The following is a 20,528-nucleotide window of genomic DNA, read 5'->3' as shown; positions in this document are numbered from 1 at the left end:
ACAATCAGGAAACACCCGTGAAACCGCTTCGCATCGGGATGCTGACTCCATCCTCCAATACCGTCCTCGAACCCGTGACCATGCAGATGCTCCGGAAACTGCCCGACGTGACGGCGCATTTCTCCCGCTTCCGAGTCACCGCAATCGGGCTCGACGCCGCACTACTGAGCCAGTTCGACGACCGTCCGATGATGACGGCTGCCGAATTGCTGGCCGACGCCAAGGTCGATGTCATCGTCTGGAACGGCACCAGTGCCGGCTGGCTCGGCCTCGACAGCGATCGTCATCTATGCGAGCGCATCACCAAGGCAACGGGCGTGAAGGCGTCGACATCGGTGCTTGCCCTCTTCGACGTGATGCGTAAGCGAAATGAGAAGAGGATCGGCTTGGTTTCCCCCTATACCGACGACGTCCAGGTCGCGATCGTGAAGTCCTTCGCCAATGAAGGGGTCGATATCATCTGCGAACGGCATTTAGGCATTCGGGACAATTTCAGCTTCAGCCAGGTCACAGGCGAAAAGATTTCTAAGATGGTCGACGAGCTTGCACTGTCAAAACCGGATTCAATCGCTGTATTTTGCACCAATCTCGCCGGTGCCTCGCTCGTTGATCAACTGGAAGCAGCACATGGGATACCTGTACATGACAGCGTGGCGACGGCAATTTACGGCGGATTATCGGCGGTGGGGTATGATCTGAGCCGTGTGTCCGGCTTCGGAACGATGTTTTCGTAGATCGGTACATCGGAACACGAAAGTGAGACCGCGCTATCGCATGCACCCTTGGTCGGACCGGAGGGCATATCAGACGCGCCATAACGTCCGACCATCGACACTATCGATGTGCCGTTGTGTTTAGGAACGATCGGGAAGTTGGCGAGAGCCGGCGCTCACCCGATCGACGGCTTTCAGGAAATCGCCAAGATGACTGGAATGGCTGAAGTGAAGGCGCAATGCTGCCATGACGGAGGTCCGCCTGAAGGCGATATTCCCACGCCTATTCGTCTCTTGAGCATCGATCATGCCGTTAGCCAGGCGCTGCTTGACACCTGTGTCACTTCGTCGGCGGAGTCCGCGCGGTTAATTTATTTCCGTCCGGGTCGCGAAGATATGCGACGAATGACCCGTTTGGACGCTCCGTGGGCGGGCTCTCGATCGCCATACCCCCATGTGCGGTACCGGCGGCATGCCACGCAAGAACATGGTCGGAGGTCGCGGCGGCGATACCGATAGTCCCGCCGTTGGCCGCGGTCGCCGGCTTGCCATCGATCGGTTTCGTGATCATCAGCCGACCGCCCTCATGGGTATAGATCAGCCTGCCTCTCGCGTCCATCTCGCCGGGATTGCCTCCTAATGCAGCGAAGGTGGCGTCGTAGAAGCTTCTCGCTCGCTCCAAATCGTTGCTTCCAATCATAACGTGAGTGAACATGGTTTCATCTCCAGTAAATGCCCAATGGTCCCTGCCCTACGCTAGCCTAGCCACGGTGAAGGCGCAAAGCCCCGATTGGGCTCCCTCTCCCGTCTATTCTGCCTATATCGGCGATGAAATCGAGATTCATTGTCGCCAGCGTATTGCGGCCGCTGATCATGATGGAGGGGAATATGTCCTTTTCTTCCAAGCATCACCACCCTTTTGAAGACACACTCCGCTCGCGCCGAAGGGGCCTCGGGCGAGCGGACTGCGCAAGCCGCTGCGGTTGGGGGCAGCAAGATCTATTCGGCGGCCACCACATGCCTGCTCTTCAGCACTGCGATCGAAAGAAGGAGAACGATGGCCGAGCAGATGGCGACGACGGCTACCATCGGTCTCGCCGTGCCATCCATAAACATGCCGCTGACGCCAACCACCAACGCTGACGTCATGAACTGGACCGTCCCCATCATCGCCGAGGCCGTGCCAGCGATGCGGCCATGGTGTTCAAGCGCCAGTACTGCCGCATTCGGCACGATCATTCCAAGGAAGGCGTAGCCCGCAAACAGGAAGGCCGCCATGATGTCGAGGCGATCGACGCCCCCGGCCATCAGAACAGCCAGCGCCACCATCGTCAGCGCATAACCAGAAACCGCACCGCGGATCACCTTGCGCAAACCAATCCGGCGGGCAAGCCAGCCGTTCATCTGCGACATGCCGATGAAGCCAATCGCATTCACCGAAAAGACCACGCTGTAAAAGCTCGGAGAGAGCCCGTAATGGCCGATCAGCACGAAGGAGGAGTTGGCGACATAAATCATGTAACTCGACATGCCGAAGGAGGCCATCAGGACCAGACCGAGATAATAGGGGTCCTTAAGGAGTGTCCCATAGGCTCTCAATGCCCCGCCGAGGCTGCTTTCACTGCGCGCCGCAACCGGACGGGTCTCCTCGAGGAAAAAGCGGCCCGCCACGAAGCCGACAACGCCGGCAGAAACCATGACCCAAAAAATCAGCCGCCAGTTCCCGAACACCGTTACGATGCTGCCCGCGAGCGGCGCCAGGATGGGTGAGATACTGAAGACCAGCATAAGCCGCGACATCAGTTGCGCAGCGGCCGCCCCCGTATGCAGGTCGCGCACGATGGCACGGGCAATCACGACGCCGGCACAGGCGCCGGTGCCCTGAATGAAACGGAAGGCGACCAGCCAGCCAATATCGGTTGAGAGCGCGCAGCCGATCGCCCCGAGGATATAGAGCGCCAGACCGACATAGAGAGGCCGCTTACGGCCAAACATGTCCGACAGCGGACCGTAGATAATCTGCGACACAGCCATGGCGGCGAAGAAGGAGATCAGGCTTGCCTGGACCGCATGGCTGTCCGCGTGAAGATCCAGACTGATCGTCGGCAACGCGGGTAGATACATGTCGAGGGCAAAGAGACCCACGGCTGAAAGGAGGCCAAGGACGATGGCATGGTGGGAGCCGCCGGCTCCGGGGGATGAAACGGAATCCTTGCTCTGCACGGAAAAAACCTTTCCCGCACACCATTCCCCGGACGAAGCAAAGCCTCATAAAAAAAGCATGTGACGGGGATTGAGTGGGCGATTATAGATGGGACAGGGGAAAGACGGAAATGGTTCCAACGTGTAGTCCGTCATTCCTGTAAAATATTTTGGACAGTATTGTCCAATTAGTCAAGTCCTATATGGTGGTGTCATGAAAACTTCGCCCGCAGCGGTTTCTTCCGAGACAGCGAATTGCTCGCCCGCCACCAGCAAACGTCAGGCGATCCTGAACGCGGCCGCAGACATTTTTGCCGAGGAGGGGTTTGCGGCGGCGAGCATCGATGCCATCGCAGCGAGAGCCGGCGTGTCGCGTCAGACGGTGTACAATCAACTCGGCGACAAGGATAATCTGTTCAAGGTCGTGGTTGCGGAGATCACTGAGAAGTCGAGCGCCGACTTCTTTCGGGTGTTGGACACATTTCCCGTGGCGCCTGTCGATCTCGAAAAGGAACTGACCGAATTTTCATCGCTTCTCCTACGCAAGGCAGTCTGCGATTCGAATGGTCGCTGGCTACGCAAGCTCCTTGAGACCGAAGGCAGCAGATTTCCGGAACTGTTCGAAACCTGGAAGGAATACGGACCGGGCAAGAAATACCCCGCCATCGCGGCTCGCCTGGCGCAGCTGGCGCTGGCTGGCCATCTCGACATAGAGGATCCGGCACTTGCCGCGCGGCAGTACATGGCACTGCTCGCAACAGATCTGCGGATCAACCAACAGATCGGCCGTCCAACTCCAGAGGAAGAAGTCCACCGTATGGCAGGCGAAGCGACGAAGACCTTTCTGCGTGCATTCGGCAAGCGCTAATGGCATCGCGGCTGCGATTGCAATACGAAACATGACGGCTTCCCGGTAAACGCCTCGCCCCTACTGCGCCCTAGATATGACGCTGGTCGCGCAGCGCCCGTATCGACCACGTTGGCACGTGCGATACTACCCTAATTCGGGGAGGCGTCGTGCCCGCTCTCGGCCCTTCGAACCAGGCGAGCGACCACCTCAGTCCGGTTCTGCGCCTGCAACTTACGCATTATGTGTTGTAGATGCATCTTCACCGTATGCCCCGACAAATTGAGTTTTCCCGCAATAACCTTGTTTGAGCAGCCACATTGCAACTCTGCGAGGACCTCCGCCTCTCTGGGAGTGAAATCGGCAATCGTCCAATACTGCGTTCTTTCGTCGAAGCTTTTCTCCGCCTCGTTTCTGGCCGGAGCATGCTCGTTTGATTCATCTGCAACAACGCCTAACAGCTGCGGGCAGAATGTTCCTCCCGCCAGAACGAGACGAAGGCCGGCAAGGGCGATATCAATGGGAAGCGACGTTGAAAAGAAGCCGCGGATGCCCATTTTGAGCGCCTGACGGACTATGTTGACATCATCCGTACCTAAGAGCAAGGTAATGGGAGCCTGGGGAAAGCGCGCGGCAATTGCGGCGAGATCATCACGCAGACTTGTACTCTCGACACCTCTGCCGGCCAGATCCAGCGCAATCAAACGTACCTCGGCATCGAGAGCCCTATCGAGACTCTCTGTCGAGATCATGTCGACAAAATTCCAACCGGCGAATTCACGCTCAAGAAGCTTCACCACAGTCGTACGCGCCAATGTGGAATGCTGAATAACGACAATAGTTGGTATATTGCGCCCCATATGACGCTTGGATTTGGCACTGTTGGACACTTGACCGCTCCCCGGAATATCTGCAGCCCAACCGCAACCCAGATTATTCCCGCTCCCGTTTCATGTCATGACATAAAAAAGAGGTACTATCGATATCAATAGTCTTATCTCTCACGAGAGTTGTGATAGCGTGCAATGGCTCAAGAACAGTCAACCTTTGCATGCATATCGCATTGAAATCATTATTCACTAATATATGTTGGATCGATTCACTTCATTGAACTCATATGCAGAAAGCGTGTCAACAAAGCTGTCGATGACATTAAAAACACATATGATATTCAACAAATACACCACAGGAAAAGCAGCCAAATATCATTATCTGTCAATCAGATTCGCTTTAAGCACAGCCTTCTACTTAAAGCAGCCTCAATACTGAATGGGCACCTATAGGTTCCGATCAGACACAACGGCCTCGAACGGTCGGGATCTATAACAACGTAAATTGGGTTAAGGCGGAATATTCTACGTCTCGGTGATCGGGCACTCCACGCCATATCTCTCCGAGAGGCAAGGCCAAACGGATGAAGCAATCCAGCATATGGTTCTTAAAGGCACGGAAGACCACTTCGTGAAGTTGAGCCTTCATAATGCCTGCAAGGAGACTATTTGTCAGGTATGTACGAAGCCCAGAATGTCGTCTACGAGAGCCGAATGGGCGTCCGTAAGGTTGCCGCCACCACCGTGGCCGCCGACGCCGGCCAATTGAAGTGCATGCTGATCGTAGAGAACATGGTCGATCTGCTGGGCGTCCGCCGTCCCACCGGCAGGAACTGCGATATTGATGGGATGGAAATAGGCGAGATTGACGTCAACCATGCTGCCGGTCGATGATCCGATTCCACCGCCGCCAGCTTCATGGTTACCGGTAAAAATCGTCCCCGATGACATGTTGAAGCCACCACCGTTGCCGCCGATGCCGGCAATCTGCATCGTGCCCTGATCAAAAATCGCGTTGTTTGTCTGATGGGCTTCGGCCGAACCGCCTGCGGCGCCTACCGCGATGTTGATCGGGGAGAAGATGGCCACGTTCACATCGACCATACTGCCGACGAAAACTCCGTTGCCGCCATGCCCCGCATAATTGTCACCGGTAAACGTAACTGCGGTCCCCGGGCTCATCGTCGAGTCGTGGATCGCGACATTATGATCCCCACCGGAGCCGCCGATGCCGCCGATCTGGGTTGCCCCCTGCAGGAACACAGCGTTGTTCGATTGATCGGCGTGAGCCTCAGCGCCATGGCCAACTGCCACAGCCGTGTTCACGGGGGCAAACACCGCAACATCGGTACTCACGAGGCCACCAAAAAAGAGGCCGTTGCCACCGGTGCCGGCATGATTGAGGTCGCCGCCGCCGATCGCAATATTGCCGCTTCCGCCATTTCCGCCGATCCCAGCCATTTCGGTGGGATGCTGATTGACCAGCGCATCGTTACCCTGAAAGGCGTCCGCGCTCGAATGAGGTCCTGCAATGGCCGCGTTGGAGGGCACGAAGACGGCCAATGCGTTGCTGTTGATCACGCCTTCGCTTATCCCGTCGCCGCCGCTACCGGCTGAGTTGTAGTTCGGCCCCGAAGCGACATCCAATGGAAGCCAGGTCGGTACCAGAGCCAGATGCCCCGCTGCCGAATTGGAGGCGAGGTTCTGATCGGTGCCTGTTTTGGGCAAGTCTTCCAATAAGGGACGGGTTTCCGTCATAACCATCTCCATTGCAAATCAAGCGAACATCCCACAAGGTGAGCAACTTATGCAGGCATAATTTTTCGCACATTGTGCACCTGAACGTGAGAAAAGCAGAGCCTGCAATTCGTCTACATCCTGTCGGCTAGCACGATAGCCATTTGGCTATCATGGATGGAGCGCCCTGCGATGCGAATTCGGGGCGTCAAGGCCATCCTTGCAGCAGAGACCCGAATGCCGCCTGTTTGCTCGAACCGCCTTTGCTTCGACAGACCAGGCGCATCGATCGGACCGCGGGCCTGATCATGGCCATCTCATCTGGTGCCGATCACTGCGCAGCGAGGTCAAATTGCGCTCATCTCCAAGCATACGCCTGAAGGAGCGTCACCGAATATCTAGATAGCTCACAGATTTGACCGCAGGTAATATTCACCCGCGGTTGTATTGCGGGCGGTGAGACGCTGGAGATCCATGCCGTAGAACCACACGGACGAAACGAAATCGAAGGAGGAACATCAATGCCTATCCCACAAATATCTGACACGATCCATTTCAGTGACCCGGTTGCCGGCGACGCGAGTGCCGGCAACGGCGGTGATGGCAACAGCCATGGCAATATTGACTACAATCCAGTTGCGTATGTCGCCAATGTGCAAACGGTCGGCGGGGCATCCATCGATCTGCACAACGGCGATCACGTGGGGCAGATGGCAGATTGGACTGCCGGCAGCGGCGGACCTGGTGGATTTGCTCAAGCCCAGAATGGCTTCCTGGCTGCGGTCACGAATAGCGGCGCGGGAGGCGCCGGCGGCGATTCGCACTCCAACGGCAGCCAGGGAAGCGTAAGCGGCGGTGACACGGCAGCGGTAAGCGCGGACACAACGGCGACGCAATATACTCAGCTTCTGGCTGATCAGCATGCCACCATCCTCGCTGGTGTCGGCGGCAACGGCGGCAACGGCAACTTGGCTCGCGGCGGCGACATCTCGGCAGCGCTCGTTCACACGGACCCCTCAACGACGACAGTGAACAATGCTCTCGATCATTTCACGAACGACTTCGGCCATATCGATCTCAGCCATCTTGGCTCATGAACCCCAAACCCAGGGGGTCGCCGACTTGGGCTGGCGACCCTCATAGGTTGCGGAACCCATCGGCAGCCTCGTCTTGTCAGTCTCACGCGGAGCGAGATCGGATAATGGCAACGCTTTCTGTAACGCCATCGCGCCCACAGACACAGCTCGTCGTTGCGCTCCGGGCTTGCACTGGAGCCCTGGGGTTGGTTTTCCTCTATAGCTGTGGCTACAATCTTTTCCTTCTAGCGCCTTCCGTCTATCTCCTGCAAATCTACGATAGGGTCTTGTCGAGCCGCAGCGTCGACACGCTTTTGATGCTGACAATGATCATCGCCGTCGCTGTGGTGGTCGGCGCAACGCTGGATATCGTGCGCCGGGCAGCTCTTTCGCGCATCGGCAGCTGGCTGGATCACAGGCTACGGCCCATGGTGCTTACTGCATCATTTGAATATGCTGCACGCGCCGATGCAGGAGCCGCCACGGAATGCTTCCGGGACCTGACCACCCTACGCCAATTTCTCGATTCCCCAGCAAGTTCCCTGTTTTTTGACGTCCCCTGGGCGCCGGTCTTCCTGCTCCTGCTCTTTCTTGTTCATCCGCTGCTTGGGGCGATCGGTCTTCTGAGCGCATTAGCGCTTCTGCTGTTTGCATTCCTCACGGAACTGGCGACGCGAGAACCGCTTGCCTGCGCCAATCTAGCCCTTTCGAGGAGCTATCTGCGATTCGCGAACGCCCTCAAGAACATCGAGGTGATCCGGGCAATGGGCATGGAGTATGGTGCAGCGCTGCTGGTCTATCGCGATGCGGAAATGGCAAGAAGGGCGCAGGACATCGCGATGCATCGGACGGAGATCATTCTTGGTTTTTCCAAATCGATCCGGACACTCGCGCAGATCCTGTTGATGGGGTCTGCCACATGGCTGGTGCTCGCGAGCAACAGCAGCCCCGGTATCATCTTCGTTGCGAGTCTGCTGCTCGGGCGCGGGCTCGCACCGATCGAGGGCGCAATAGGCGCATGGCGCTCCTTAATGTTTGCTCGCAATGCCTTCAATCGCCTGAACCGAATGCTGATCGCGGTTGCGTCGGAACGCGATGTCCGGACAGTGCCGCACCCGGAACCCAATGGCCTTGTTCTCGATAACGTCGGTTATATTCAGCCGTTCGCCAACAGGCAGATACTAACTGGTATCACGTTGCGCCTGGCGCCTGGCGATTGCATCGCCCTCATCGGCCCTTCGGGATCGGGAAAATCGACGCTAGGCCGCGTCATAGCGGGCGTTGTGCAAGCAACAAGCGGGTGCGCTCTTCTCGGCGGGGTAGACATTTCGGCTCTGCGCCTTTGCGGAGGGACCCGCCACGTCGGATATCTGCCGCAGGACATCGAGCTCTTCGGCGGAGCAATCAAGGATGTGATCGGCCGGCTGGATGGAGAAGATCCCGCCAAAGCGATCGATGCCGCGAAGCTGGTTGGATTGCACGAGGCGATCATGCGGCTGCCGAAGGGCTACGAGACCGATATCGGCGAAGGTGGAAGCCTGCTCCTTCGCGCTCAGCGCCAACAGCTGGGGCTGGCACGGGCCGCCTATGGAAATCCGTCCCTCATCGTTCTCGATGATCCGAACTCCAGCCTGGACTATGAGGGCGAGCGCATGCTGCACAAGGCAATTGAACGCATGAAATCCAGAGGCATGACTGTTGTTATCATAACTCACCGCATGGGTATCCTGCCAGTTACCAACAAGATCGCCATTATGCGCAACGGGACGGTGGCTGCCTTCGGCGACAGCGAGCGGATTTATGAAACCTATCTTCAACCGCCATCGCGAACGGGAACGTAGAGGGGACTGGGACATGACCCTTGTTCAACTGGACGCAACGCTGGCGAGATTTTCAAATTCGTCGAGAGCGAGCCGGCGCTTTGCCGAACGATCGATGGCGACAGCCAAGCAACCGGCGGCCTACGCGCCGGTGCTCGGGACGAAACAGCGCGGACCCGCCCCCCCTTCGCCCATGCCGGGGCTCAGGGGCGTTATATGGACGGGGAACCTGCTGATCGGAGTCTTCATAGTCGGATTGGGAATCTGGTCGGTCCTGGCGCCGCTGAAAAGCGCAGCAGTTGCATCGGGCGTCATCGAACCAGAGTCCAGCCGCAAAACCATTCAGCACCTGGAAGGCGGCATCGTGCGACGGATACTCGTCAAAAACGGCGATGCCGTCACGGCAGGACAAGTCGTGATAGAACTCGACGATACGAAGTCCCGCTCGGAGCGCGACAATATTCAAGGGCAACTTTGGGACGCCGAAGCAAGCCGCGCCCGCCTGCTTGCCGAGCAGACGGACGCCGACCATATCGCCTTTCCGCAGAACCTCAGGTCGGCAATGGACAGAGATCCCTCAGTCGGCGCGATTCTGACTGGGCAACGGAAAATCTTCGAAGCGCGTCGTCAGGTCATGCAGGCGGAAGTTGGCATCACCAACGAGAAGATCGCTCAGGTGCGGCAGGAAATCGTAGGGCTTGGCGCGCAGAAAGCAGCACTAACCGACAGGGCGGCAATCTCGCAGCAGGAGCTGGATCAGGTTACGGCCCTCAACGCCAAGGGATTGGAACGAAAAAATACTGTTCTCAATCTTCAGCGGGAAAAAGCAGACCTTGCCGGCCAGCGGGGTCAGGTGGAGGCGCAGATTTCGCGCGCCTACCAGGTGATCAGCGAGGCACAGGCCGATCTCGCAAAGCTTGAAAGCGACCGGCTGAGCGAAGTCGCGCAAGGCATGCGCGACACGGAAAGTCAGATCATGCAGTTGCGCGAGCGCTTATGGGCGATCGACGACCAGCTTTCAAGGACCGATATCCGTGCCCCCGAAGATGGAACAATCATGAACCTGCGCGTCCACACAGCTGGCGGAGTGATCGGCGCGGGCGAGCCGCTCGTCGATCTTGTGCCGCGCAGCGATCGCCTCATCGTGTCCGCCCACGTCAGACCGGAAGACATCAATCTCGTCCGTGCGGGGCTTGAGGCGCAGGTTCACCTCCTTCCATACAATCAGCGGCGCGTTCCATTGCTGAAAGGCCGGGTCGAGTATGTATCGGCCGACCGTCTCACCGACGCGCAGAGCGGTCTGCCATACTTCGCCGCGACGATCCGAGTGACGGACGAGCGGTTGGCGAAAATGAAAGATGTCGAACTGGTCGCAGGTATGCCCGTACAGACACTGATCGAAACGGGCAAAAGCAGCGTGGCGTTCTATGCCATCAGACCACTTATCGACAGTTTCCACAGAGCATTTCGTGAGGACTGAAGCGGTGATGGGCAAGAGAAAATTCGATGACGACCAGATTACCGGCATACTGAAAGAGCACCAGGCTGGGGTGACGGTTGCCGATGTTTGCCACAAGCACGGCATCAGCGAGCCGACCTTCTATCGATGGCAATCCCTTCATTTCGGAAATGCCGGTCTCGATTCCAAAAGAATGAGAGCACTGATGGAAGAAAACCAGAAGCTCAAGAAACTTTTAGCCGAAGCCATGCTCTCGGCGGCAACGCTGAGCGAGATGCTGGCGAAGACATCGAATGGGCGAAACTAACCTCCAATCAGTCACACACCTTCTAGAGGTTCGTGATATCCGATTGCTAAAGCTGGAAAATCAGTTCACCTTTCCATCATAGCCGATATAGCACGACCCTTCGTCACCGTTGACGATCCTGACAGGCACATACGCTGCCAGGATGCGCTTCAAACGACTGTTCAGGCGCCGGTAAGTGCGGCGATTTCCGAAGCTTGATCGGAAAGCGAGGTCTTGACGGGCGATCGACCAGATTGCCCACATCCTCGTCCCCTAGGCTGCGCGCCGCTTGAGCCCTAGCTTCGATGAATGAAAATAATGGGTCAGTATCGTATATGATAACCGATCGGGTAGAGCGGATTGCGGGTGTCGTGCGGTATATCCGATTTCTGCGCGCGCACCTCGTCCATCGATGAAGGGAGTTCGAAAGGCAGCCTACCTTCAGCTTTCTGCTTGCCCTCGATCACATCGAACAAGGCTGCGTCGCTTGCGCCGAAATTGGCGAGGATCGCACCGGCATGCTCGCGTATTCCGGTGAGGATTGCCGGACGCGCCAGATAGATGGAGACAATCGTCGGAACCTGCTTCGCCGTTTCCTTGAACGTCTCGAAATCGGCATTACCGTCCTTGAAATCCAGATCGCCTTCCTGCTGACGGGAACCGAAGAAATAGTTCATATGCGGCTGCTGATAGGGCGCGCTAAGACGCATCACCGCAAAATCGGCATCCTTGGCGTCCGCCACCACAGTAAAGCCGCGTGCCGACACGATTTTTGCATCGATGCCATACAGGAACACCTTTTTGCCTGACGTCACAGGCAGCAGGCCAGCCTCGTTGTCGAGCAAGACCATGGCGCGGCTTTGAGCAAGGGTTGCCTCCGCAGCAAATGCCGCATTGCCAACGATTGCCCGCGCCTTTTGCGGGTCGACATAGGAATTTTCAAAAAGGCCCTGCTCGAATTTCTGGACAAGAATACGAGTTGCAGATCGATCGATGCGCTGTTCTTTGATCTTTCCTTCCTTCACCGCCTGAACGAGAAGATCGGAAGAGGTGACACCGCCGAACTGATCGACGCCGGCATTGACGGCTTTGGCAAAGCGGTCGACACGGCTCAAATCCTCCACGCCCCAAGGCATGCCGAAGGTTTCCTCGTTCAAAATTGGCTTTACGCCCGGCTTCTCGCCATCCAGGCAAGTTCCCTTGCAGTCGTTGGTGATCAGCCAATCGCTGAGAACGACACCGTCGAAGCCGTACTGGCCGCGCAGCAGGTCTGTCAGAAGCTGCTTACTGTATCCCGCGCCCACCGGCTCCAGCGGCTTGCCGTCGAGGGTCACGCCGTCCAGGATCGAATATGTCGGCATGACGCCGCCGACCTTCGCCTTGAAAGCTCCCTCAAACGGAATGAGATGCTCTGCGAAATTATTACCTGGAAAGGCCGCGTGGCGTCCATAGGCGTTGTGGCTGTCGTAACCGTCTTTTGCCGCACCGTAGCCGACCCAGTGTTTGGCCACGGCAACGACACTGTCCTTGTTGATGCCGTTCTCGCCATTTTGAATTCCGGCCACATAGGCTTCCGCCATGGATTTGGCGAGTTGCGCATCCTCACCGAATGTACCGTTGGTGCGTGGCCAGCGCGGCTCGCTGGCAAGATCCACTTGCGGAGACAATGCTTCCTGTATGCCAACGGCGCGATATTCCTGGCGGGCAATATCGCCAAAGCGCCGCATGAGTGCAGCATCGCCGATCGCCGCGAACCCGAGGGTTTCAGGCCATTTCGAGAAACCGCCCGCCGCAACGCTCGCACCCAGCACGAACTGAAAGTGGTTGCGCGGATCGGTGCTGATCGTCGCCGGAATCCCAAGTCGGCCAGCTTCCGCGATTTCCTGAAGCTTGTTGTTCTGCTCGGCCAATAGGGCGGCATCGCCCGCCAATCGCGTTATGAAGGTCACGACCTTGCGCCCGTCGATCATCTCCTTGGCGCGCGCCAGATCATATTCGGTCCCGATCCCCATGCCGGAACCGAGGCCGACGGATGGAGCAGTGCCATGCATCATCAGGCCGGCTTTCTCCTCCAACGTCATCTGCTTGACGAGATCGGCGGCCCGCTCGGCAGCCGGGAGGCGCCAGTCCTCGTAAGGATCGAGTTTGCCATTGCGATTGAGATCCTTGAAGGAAAGCCCGTCAATGGTCAGCGTCTTGGCGATGCGGGTCGAAAGCGCCGGCTGCTCCTGCGATAAAGCTGTTGAAGCGATCAACGATACGGCCGCACATAAGGCAATGAACTGTTTCATGGCATTCCCTCCCGAAGAATTTCAATCGATCCCGGCAAATTGAAGGGGCGCAAACCGCGCCACCTCAAGTGCTTTTGCGGACCCTTAAGGCCTGTCGATCCTCATCAGTTCGCAGCCACGAAGCTAACGCACTTCATCAACGATCGGGTTGCTGAGAATACCGAGCCTGTCGATTTCTACCTCCACGACGTCTCCCGGCTTCATCCACAGCGGCGGCTGCCGCTTGGCGCCAACCCCGCCTGGTGTGCCGCTGACGATGACGTCGCCCGGTTCCAACCGCGTGAAGCTGGAGCAATATTCGATCTGCCGGGCGATATCGAAGATCATCTGACCGAAGGTGGCGTCCTGCACGACCGTCCCGTTGAGACGCGTCTGAATGCGAAGATCAGGCAGAGGACCGAGCTCATCCGGCGTCATCATCCAAGGCCCGAAGGCGCCCGTGTCAGGGAAATTTTTGCCCGGCGTGAACTGATGCGTATGACGCTGGAAATCACGCACGCTGCCGTCATTGTAGCAGGCATAGCCGGCAACGTATCCCATGGCCTCATCGCGGGTGATGTAACGGCCCGATTTGCCGATGATGACCGCCAGTTCGCCTTCGAAATCAAGCTCGGTCGAGACCCTCGGGCGCACGATCGGGGCAAGATGGCCCGTCTGGCTATTGGCGTAGCGGGCAAAGATCGTCGGGTTTTCCACCTCCGCACGCCCCGTCTCCTTGCGATGCATTTCATAGTTCAGCCCAACGCAGAGGATCTTGTCGGGATTGGGAATGACCGGCAGCCATTCGACTTCACTTAGCGGCGTGGCGGCAGCGGAACCGGCAGCCTCGGCTACCCCAGCAAAACCGGCTGCTACAGCCGATTTGAGATCGGCATAGCGCGATGCGAGAACCGCGCCGGCATCGAGGAAGCGATCGTCCTCGACAACGCCCCAGGTCGTGCGGCTGGCGATCTTGACGGTGGACAGTCTCATGGTTCTTGCTCCTGTGGGGGTCAGACTAGGTGGCGGGCGCTTTCACACCCGCTGCATTTGATCGGTGAAGCGCGTCATCTTGCCGAAGCGCTCGATGGTGCGATCCGGGAAGATCAGTGCGAAGGCGGAAATTGCGCCGATGATGAGGATTGCGGCCGTGAACAGCATGGCATTTGCATAGCCGGCCGCGACATGATCGGGTCCGGCTGCCTGCACGATCATGCCGGTGACGGCGTTGGATGCGAGTGCGGACACCGCATTTGCCGAATAGATCACGACGATCAGCCGGCCCCGCTGGACCGCCGGCGCGACGCTACCGAGCGTGATCGGGCCGTATATCGTAGTCAGACTTGGAGCAGCAAAAGCGATCGCGATCAGCGCCAGTTGTAATGGACCGCTAACATGAACCGAGGCGATCAACGCCAATCCACTGACGAGAAGCGCATAGCCAGAAGCGCTACCGAGGGAAGCGCGTTTGCTGGCGCCCTTCTGAAGCATGCGCTGCGCGATCCATGAACCGATCAGCAACAACGGCGACTGAAAGATATAGACGGCCGAAATAATCGAGCCGGTTTCGGTCTGCGAATAGCCAAGGCCCTGCTGCAGGAAGGGCGGCAGCCACGTGGCGGACATGCCGACGATCCAGTAAGACATGGTCGACATGATGATGACACCGATCACGGTGGGGTCGAGCCAGAGCTTGCGGGCTGGGATCGGGGTCTCTCCCACTACGGCGCGAGCCTTTTCATTTTCCGCGACGGCATGCGGCCCTTCGCCGCCGATGAGCAGCCAGGCGATGATCCAGGCAACGCCGATCAGCCCGCAGAACAGAAAGCCCGAACGCCAGCCGTAATTGACGATGACATAGGTCAAGATCGGTCCGCCGGCGAGCAGGCCGACGCTGATGCCCTGCAGCACGACGGCACTCGGCACGCTGCGCTTTTGCGGGCTGAACCAGTTATGGCAGGCATGCAACGCCGTCGGCAGCCCAGGTCCCTCGCCGAGGCCGAGCAGGATGCGGCAGGCGACCAGAACTGTCACCGAACTGGTAAAATAGATCGGGATCTGCGCGATCGACCAGATTGCCGCCAGAATGACAAGGATCCATTTGACGGGGACGCGGCCGATCACGAAGAGGCCGACAAGAACGCCCGAAATCGAGAACAGGAGAAAGAAACTGCTGCCAATCAGGCCGAATTGCTGTGGCGAAATGCCGAGGTCCTTCATGATCGACACGGCGGAAAGGCCGAAGACGAGCTTGTCGAAGAAGTTCAGCGTCTGGAACAGGAAAAGCAGGATAAGGACGGCAAAAGGTCGCCATTTGCTGACGGTATCGATGGTTGGTTCAGACATATGTTCCTCCCAGAACTTCAAAGAAAACTGCAACTGCCGACACGGGACTCATGCAAGGCGAGCGCGCAAGTCCGCGATCTGCTGGCGAAGCGCCTCAACGTTGCGGGCAGCACCAAAAACGTAATGATCAGGACGCACGAGCGCTGCGACCGCGCCGTGCCGCTCGAACCAGGCCGAGAGCACGCCATCCTTCTCCCGGAATGCCGACGGATCGATTGCGTCTGCATCTCCGGGCACAACAGCTTTCACCACGATCCCGTCGATCGCTTCGGCGAGTGCTTCTCCCTCCGCCATCCCGATTCGGCGACCGTCGAGGACGAGCCGCCATTCCGGTCCAGTAAAGGCATCCATCAAGCGGGAAACGGGATCTTCGACGATTGCCGGCTGCGGGAACAACAATCCTCGCGCCGGCGTGCCTTCTTCGGCGATCAGCCCATCCTCGATGGGCGGAACGATTTCCTGCCGGGTAATGGTAAGAGGCCGACCGCCGCCCTCAGCAAGTATGCGGGCATCACGCGCCGCGGCGGCTTCCGGATCGCGTTCGCAGATCGTCTGGCCAATCGCCTTGATCTTGCCGGTCAGCGTCTGCACATGCCGCTTGCGTTCCACCGTGTAGGTATTCAGCAGCGCTTCGGAAGACTGCCCCTTTAGGATGCGGTCGAGCCGCCAGACGAGATTGGAAACGTCACGCAGGCCTTGGCACATGCCCTGTCCGATAAAGGGCGGCTGCTGATGCGCGGCATCGCCGGCAATCATGACCTTCCCCCGCCGCCATTCGTCGGCAACGAGCGCATGAAAGCGGTAGGCCGCAGCCCGCCACAGCTCGCCGTCTTCCGGCGTCAGCCAGGGCGACAGCAGCCGCCAGACATTGTCGGGCTTTTCCATCTCGCGTGGGTCCTCGCCCGGCAGAAGCATGATTTCCCAGCGGCGGTGATTCTTAGGCCCCATGATGTAGCTGGTCGGACGCGCCGGATTGCAGAACTGGGCCGAAGTCTGCGGCAGCTTGCCCAGCGCGGTTTCATGTACCTGCACATCGACTACAAGCCACGGCTCGTCGAAGACGAGATCCTCGAGCTTCATTCCCGACAGTTCACGCACACGGCTCCACGCCCCGTCGCAGCCGATCACATATTTCGCTGCGATCCTCTGGCTCTTGCCGGACGAATCCCGAAGCGTTGCCACCACTTCATCTGCCCGTGGATCGAGATCGACCATTTCCGTGCCAAGTTCTATCGTCACGCAGTCGAAGCTCTCGGCATGCCGTCTCAGCACGGCCTCGACCGGAGGCTGGGTAAACACCATGCTCGGGGTGTAGCCGAGCGGATACGGTTCCGGCACCATGTCGATACGGCGAATGAGCTGCCCCTCCGCGCCGAAATGCTGGGAGGCCGTGAACGGTGCGATATGGGGAAGCACCTCGTCGGCAATGCCCATATTGTCGAAATGGCGCAGGATTTCGTGGTCGAGCGCGATAGCGCGCGGCTTGTCGTAGATACCGGTCAGCCGATCGACGACGAGCGTGGAATGGCCTCGCGCGCCGAGCATGCCGGCGGCCACGGCTCCAGCCGGGCCGAAGCCGACCACCAGCACGTCATAAGAGTTCGAAATATCGTTATCGTTCGTCACAGGCATGCCTCTGCAAATGTCTATTGGGCGCATCAGGCGCCGGAAAAGCCGATGGAAATCTGTCCCGTCTTGCAGGCTTCGCTTTTGGGAGGCGCAATGCCCCAATGATCGGTCCGGCCGGGCGGCCAGACCCATTCCTCCGGCCCTCGGAAGCGATAGGAGTCGTCCACCTGCAGAACTTCGGCGGTATATTCGATCACTACGCCTTGCGGGTCGACGAAATAGGCAAAGACGTTGTCGCCCGGCCCATGCCGGCCCACACCCCAGCCGATCGGATAGCCGTGATCGACGACGCGACCGGAGCCTCTCATGACAGATTCGAGATCGGGCACCAGGAAGGCGACATGGTTCAGCCCATTGACCGGAGCCTCGGCCAGCACGACCGCATGATGGTCGTCATTGCAGCGCAGGAAGGCCATGAGTTTCGATCGGTCCGTCAGACGGAAACCGAGGACATTACGATAGAAGTCCGAAAGCGCCTCGATCTCGGCGCTGTTGATGTTGACATGCGCCAGACGTTCCGGCCGGGTGGGAACCACGCGGCCATGCTTGCGACGATCGCCGTGTACGAATTCGAGCACAGCGCCTTGCGGCTCGCGGATGACGAAACGCTCGCCACCGGCGGGACCATCGGCGGGTCCGATGTCGCGCAGGGCAGTACAGCCTGCGGCAATCGTCTTTGCGAAAAGCGACGCCAGCGCTTCAGCCGAACCGACGCGAAAACTGATCTTGCGCAATTCCGAACGGTCGCTTTGCTTCAATTCCAGCACATGAAAATCAGCACCCGTTGCCGCCAGGAAAACCTTGCCCTCCACTTCGGCGACGACATCCAGTCCCCAGACGCGGGTATAAAAGTCGACAGACGAGGCGAGATCGGGCGTACCCAGTTCCACGCTGCGCAAAGCGATGACAGGAAATTCAGTCATAGGATCAAACCTCATCCAAACCCAGGAAAGCGCGCGCATTCGCAAATGTCAGGCGCTCGCGCAAACTCGCATCCGCAAACGCTTCCTCGATACCAGCGACAGGCTCTTTCTCGCGGAAATTGAAGGGATAGTCGGTGCCGATCATTATGCGCTCCTCGCCGAAGACGGCGACAAGGCGGCGTAGCATGTCCGCATCGAAAACTAACGAATCCACATAGAGACGCCGCGCCTGCGCGGCAGGGCTCTCATGCATGATTTCTCTGAGCGCCGGGAAGGTCGAATAGCCCCGCTCCAGCCGCGGCAGCAGCGAGGCAAACGTGCCGCCACCGTGGCTGAAGGCGATCCGCAGTTTCGGGAATTTCTGAAGCAGCCCGCCGGTGATCACGGATGCTGCCGCCAACCCGACATCGGTCGGATAGCCGAGCACCTGCTGAAGCGGCGCTGGCCCGACGAGACGATCCATGCCAGTCGGCCGCACGGCGTGCACGAAGACAACTGCATTCAGCTTCTCCGCCTCCGCAAAAATGGGATGGAAACGAGGATCACCGATCGGCACGCCATTGACGTTGCTGCCGATCTCGACGCCGCGAAAGCCGAGTTCGCCGATAATGCGATGCAGCTCGGAAATCGTAAGATCAATATCCTGAAAAGGAAGGCCACCGAGCCCAACGAAACGACCCCCGCCCTGCCCGATCATCACGGCGATCGCATCGTTGACGTATCGGACAAAGTCGTGGGCCGCAGTCTTTTCGATCCAATAGCCGAAGAGCTCAGGCATGGGAGACAGAGCCTGGATGCGGATACCGGTCCTGTCCATCTCCTCCAGCCGCCGTTCGGCCACCCAGCAAGCATCGCTGACCGTGCGATAAGGCTTGTCGTCGATAACGACCGTTGCGTGACAAGCACCCGCGGCAAGCATCGAGGGCCAGCCGCGGATGGGAGCATTCCCAGTCGCAAGCGGAAAGCGTGCGGGCACTACGTGACAGTGGATATCAATGCCGCAACAAGCGCAGCCGTTCGCAAAGGCGCCTGATGCTCGCTTTTCCGTTCCGCTCATTGAGCCCTCCCTCGTTATGACCTGTGATAATGTACAAACTTTTTCACGTAAAGATAAAATTTATAAATTTTATGCCACCGCTTCCTCGTGTATATAAAAAGCGATTTGCAAGCCAGAGAGCACCATGAACGTCAACCTGCTGAAGAAAGGGGCTGAAAGCCCCGCGACATTGGCAACCAGCATCTATGAGCGGCTGAAGGCCGACATTCTCTCGACGCGCCTGGAGCCTGGCCGAAAGCTTCAGCTGCGCTTCCTGACCGAGCACTACGATGCCGGCCAGACTCCGTTGCGGGAGGCGCTGAACCGATTGACGACAGAAGATCTCGTCATCGGAAAGGAACAGCGCGGCTTCTTCGTCAAACCCATCAGTCTGGACGAATTACACGAGCTGACGAAAACACGTTGCTGGGTGGAGACGCTGGCCCTGCGGGAATCCATGGCGAATGCAACTCCCGACTGGGAAGAGGCGCTTTTAGTCGCCCATCACCGGCTGGAGCGCACGCCGCGTTCGCTTAATGCGGAGCAGTTCGAGGACAATCCGGAATGGGAAAGGCTTCATCGCGCTTTCCATGCCTTGCTGATTGGAGGCTGTGGATCAAAACCGTTGATAGGCTTTTGCGAGCAGCTTGCCGATCGGCTCTACCGCTATCGAGCGCTTTCGATCCGCAAAGCCTTTCGCGTGCGCAAGGTCAGCGACGAACATACAGCCATCCTGAAAGCCGTGCTCGATCGAGATACCGCAGAAGCCGAACGCCTGCTGCAGCTTCATTATGAGAAAACGGCCGACATCATCCGAGCTGATCTCGGCGCGACAAATAACGACGCTGCCGCTGCCGCTATGCAATCAGATGCCTGAAGCGGAGCTAACACGTTGAAATATCCGCACGATGTTCCACGCAACTGATCGCGGTCGTTCCGAGTGATGAGCGGCTTTGGTCGACACTTAGATTCCACCTGCACGGATGCAGAAGACAAGTGAACAATTTAGCAATCGGACAAGCCATGATGGCGCGCAACCGTTTGCCGCTTAGCATACAGCCATCTTCTATGTCGGCATCCTTATGACCATGGCTGGGACATTGCAGGTTCTGCATGCTTTCAGCGTCAGGACGTGGGGTGGTTTTTTACTGTGGCTCGTCAGTGGCTTATTCTATGCAATAGCCGGTGCAACTGCCTTCGCCAATCCTGCGCTCGCCTCCGTGATCCTAACCTTGCTGCTTGCAGTGCTCACCTTGTCGGCTGGCGCACTCCGACTGCTTATCGGCATTCGCGCGAAGCCGACAAAAGGCTGGGCGTGGATCGTCGCTTCCGGTGCGCCATAGGAACCCGTCCC

General features: G+C 58.3%; 18 protein-coding genes. 8 read left to right on the top strand and 10 right to left on the bottom strand.

The window, feature by feature from the left end:
* Positions 1-17 precede the first annotated feature (17 nt).
* Positions 18-734: a maleate cis-trans isomerase family protein gene (locus PH558_RS21400; protein WP_446740121.1), complete on the top strand. Its 717-nt coding sequence runs from the start codon at positions 18-20 to the stop codon at positions 732-734.
* 319 nt (positions 735-1,053) lie between these two features.
* Here PH558_RS21400 and PH558_RS21395 read toward each other — a convergent pair whose 3' ends face one another.
* Together PH558_RS21395 and PH558_RS21390 are read right to left on the bottom strand one after the other, a co-directional pair.
* Entirely contained in the window at positions 1,054-1,428 is a 375-nt protein-coding gene (locus PH558_RS21395; RefSeq protein ID WP_095438803.1) for a VOC family protein, read from the bottom strand.
* Between the two features lie 284 nt (positions 1,429-1,712).
* Positions 1,713-2,936 carry a multidrug effflux MFS transporter gene (locus tag PH558_RS21390; RefSeq protein WP_095438802.1) on the bottom strand — a complete coding sequence of 408 codons (1,224 nt, stop codon included), beginning with the start codon at positions 2,934-2,936 and terminating at the stop codon, positions 1,713-1,715.
* A gap of 193 nt (positions 2,937-3,129) precedes the next feature.
* Here PH558_RS21390 and PH558_RS21385 point away from each other — a divergent pair, with 193 nt between their 5' ends.
* On the top strand, positions 3,130-3,783 hold the full coding sequence (locus PH558_RS21385; RefSeq protein ID WP_285206336.1) for a TetR/AcrR family transcriptional regulator: 654 nt from the start codon (positions 3,130-3,132) through the stop codon (positions 3,781-3,783).
* A gap of 131 nt (positions 3,784-3,914) precedes the next feature.
* Here the strand turns inward: PH558_RS21385 and PH558_RS21380 are convergent, their stop codons facing one another.
* Both PH558_RS21380 and PH558_RS21375 read right to left on the bottom strand, forming a co-directional pair.
* Entirely contained in the window at positions 3,915-4,622 is a 708-nt protein-coding gene (locus PH558_RS21380) for a response regulator transcription factor (RefSeq protein WP_285206536.1), read from the bottom strand.
* Positions 4,623-5,264: 642 nt separating this feature from the next.
* A complete protein-coding gene (locus PH558_RS21375; protein ID WP_285206335.1) occupies positions 5,265-6,350 on the bottom strand; it encodes a hypothetical protein in 1,086 nt (361 codons plus the stop codon).
* Between the two features lie 500 nt (positions 6,351-6,850).
* Here PH558_RS21375 and PH558_RS21370 point away from each other — a divergent pair, with 500 nt between their 5' ends.
* The 4 genes from PH558_RS21370 (at position 6,851) to PH558_RS21355 (ending at position 10,991) form a co-directional block, all read left to right on the top strand.
* Positions 6,851-7,426, top strand: coding sequence for a PE-PGRS family protein (locus PH558_RS21370; RefSeq protein WP_095438798.1), 576 nt, complete (start codon positions 6,851-6,853; stop codon positions 7,424-7,426).
* Positions 7,427-7,530: 104 nt separating this feature from the next.
* Complete coding sequence (locus PH558_RS21365) at positions 7,531-9,246, top strand: type I secretion system permease/ATPase (RefSeq protein ID WP_285206334.1); 1,716 nt, start codon at positions 7,531-7,533, stop codon at positions 9,244-9,246.
* A gap of 13 nt (positions 9,247-9,259) precedes the next feature.
* On the top strand, positions 9,260-10,705 hold the full coding sequence (locus PH558_RS21360; protein ID WP_285206333.1) for an HlyD family type I secretion periplasmic adaptor subunit: 1,446 nt from the start codon (positions 9,260-9,262) through the stop codon (positions 10,703-10,705).
* 7 nt (positions 10,706-10,712) lie between these two features.
* Complete coding sequence (locus PH558_RS21355; RefSeq protein ID WP_069614130.1) at positions 10,713-10,991, top strand: transposase; 279 nt, start codon at positions 10,713-10,715, stop codon at positions 10,989-10,991.
* Between the two features lie 302 nt (positions 10,992-11,293).
* On the opposite strand, the gene PH558_RS21350 is transcribed toward PH558_RS21355, so the two are convergent.
* From PH558_RS21350 to PH558_RS21325, 6 genes are all read right to left on the bottom strand, one after another.
* On the bottom strand, positions 11,294-13,261 hold the full coding sequence (locus PH558_RS21350) for a glycoside hydrolase family 3 protein (RefSeq protein ID WP_285206332.1): 1,968 nt from the start codon (positions 13,259-13,261) through the stop codon (positions 11,294-11,296).
* 123 nt (positions 13,262-13,384) lie between these two features.
* Positions 13,385-14,233 (bottom strand): fumarylacetoacetate hydrolase family protein, encoded by an 849-nt coding sequence (locus PH558_RS21345; protein WP_285206331.1) that lies wholly within the window; start codon positions 14,231-14,233, stop codon positions 13,385-13,387.
* A gap of 42 nt (positions 14,234-14,275) precedes the next feature.
* Positions 14,276-15,586, bottom strand: a complete 1,311-nt coding sequence (locus tag PH558_RS21340) for an MFS transporter (protein ID WP_285206330.1) — start codon at positions 15,584-15,586, stop codon at positions 14,276-14,278.
* 48 nt (positions 15,587-15,634) lie between these two features.
* Positions 15,635-17,218, bottom strand: coding sequence for a bifunctional 3-(3-hydroxy-phenyl)propionate/3-hydroxycinnamic acid hydroxylase (locus PH558_RS21335; protein ID WP_285206329.1), 1,584 nt, complete (start codon positions 17,216-17,218; stop codon positions 15,635-15,637).
* A gap of 26 nt (positions 17,219-17,244) precedes the next feature.
* A complete protein-coding gene (locus PH558_RS21330; protein ID WP_285206328.1) occupies positions 17,245-18,138 on the bottom strand; it encodes a VOC family protein in 894 nt (297 codons plus the stop codon).
* Positions 18,139-18,142: 4 nt separating this feature from the next.
* On the bottom strand, positions 18,143-19,195 hold the full coding sequence (locus PH558_RS21325; protein WP_285206327.1) for an amidohydrolase family protein: 1,053 nt from the start codon (positions 19,193-19,195) through the stop codon (positions 18,143-18,145).
* A 124-nt stretch (positions 19,196-19,319) separates the two neighbouring features.
* On the opposite strand from PH558_RS21325, the gene PH558_RS21320 reads away from it, so the two are divergent.
* Both PH558_RS21320 and PH558_RS34255 read left to right on the top strand, forming a co-directional pair.
* Positions 19,320-20,051, top strand: a complete 732-nt coding sequence (locus PH558_RS21320) for a GntR family transcriptional regulator (protein WP_095438789.1) — start codon at positions 19,320-19,322, stop codon at positions 20,049-20,051.
* A 184-nt stretch (positions 20,052-20,235) separates the two neighbouring features.
* The gene (locus PH558_RS34255) at positions 20,236-20,517 is read left to right on the top strand and encodes a DUF308 domain-containing protein (protein WP_350223819.1); all 282 of its coding nucleotides are present in this window, start codon (positions 20,236-20,238) and stop codon (positions 20,515-20,517) included.
* Positions 20,518-20,528 lie beyond the last annotated feature (11 nt).

The sequence above is a fragment of the Rhizobium pantanalense genome, assembly GCF_030182525.1.
In the GTDB taxonomy this organism is placed as follows: domain Bacteria; phylum Pseudomonadota; class Alphaproteobacteria; order Rhizobiales; family Rhizobiaceae; genus Rhizobium.
The sequence above is the reverse complement of the archived record's forward strand: the minus strand, read 5'-3'. Positions and strand labels throughout refer to the sequence as shown.

What these genes read in the sequence shown, in the direction of transcription:
- PH558_RS21365 (WP_285206334.1), top strand. Translation starts at nt 7,531, where the DNA reads ATGGCAACGCTTTCTGTAACGCCATCGCGCCCACAGACACAGCTCGTC.
- PH558_RS21370 (WP_095438798.1), top strand. Translation starts at nt 6,851, where the DNA reads ATGCCTATCCCACAAATATCTGACACGATCCATTTCAGTGACCCGGTT.
- PH558_RS21345 (WP_285206331.1), bottom strand. Translation starts at nt 14,233, where the DNA reads ATGAGACTGTCCACCGTCAAGATCGCCAGCCGCACGACCTGGGGCGTT.
- PH558_RS21360 (WP_285206333.1), top strand. Translation starts at nt 9,260, where the DNA reads ATGACCCTTGTTCAACTGGACGCAACGCTGGCGAGATTTTCAAATTCG.
- PH558_RS21385 (WP_285206336.1), top strand. Translation starts at nt 3,130, where the DNA reads ATGAAAACTTCGCCCGCAGCGGTTTCTTCCGAGACAGCGAATTGCTCG.
- PH558_RS21375 (WP_285206335.1), bottom strand. Translation starts at nt 6,350, where the DNA reads ATGACGGAAACCCGTCCCTTATTGGAAGACTTGCCCAAAACAGGCACC.
- PH558_RS21395 (WP_095438803.1), bottom strand. Translation starts at nt 1,428, where the DNA reads ATGTTCACTCACGTTATGATTGGAAGCAACGATTTGGAGCGAGCGAGA.
- PH558_RS21340 (WP_285206330.1), bottom strand. Translation starts at nt 15,586, where the DNA reads ATGTCTGAACCAACCATCGATACCGTCAGCAAATGGCGACCTTTTGCC.
- PH558_RS21380 (WP_285206536.1), bottom strand. Translation starts at nt 4,622, where the DNA reads ATGGGGCGCAATATACCAACTATTGTCGTTATTCAGCATTCCACATTG.
- PH558_RS21330 (WP_285206328.1), bottom strand. Translation starts at nt 18,138, where the DNA reads ATGACTGAATTTCCTGTCATCGCTTTGCGCAGCGTGGAACTGGGTACG.
- PH558_RS21335 (WP_285206329.1), bottom strand. Translation starts at nt 17,218, where the DNA reads ATGCCTGTGACGAACGATAACGATATTTCGAACTCTTATGACGTGCTG.
- PH558_RS21355 (WP_069614130.1), top strand. Translation starts at nt 10,713, where the DNA reads ATGGGCAAGAGAAAATTCGATGACGACCAGATTACCGGCATACTGAAA.
- PH558_RS21320 (WP_095438789.1), top strand. Translation starts at nt 19,320, where the DNA reads ATGAACGTCAACCTGCTGAAGAAAGGGGCTGAAAGCCCCGCGACATTG.
- PH558_RS21325 (WP_285206327.1), bottom strand. Translation starts at nt 19,195, where the DNA reads ATGAGCGGAACGGAAAAGCGAGCATCAGGCGCCTTTGCGAACGGCTGC.
- PH558_RS21350 (WP_285206332.1), bottom strand. Translation starts at nt 13,261, where the DNA reads ATGAAACAGTTCATTGCCTTATGTGCGGCCGTATCGTTGATCGCTTCA.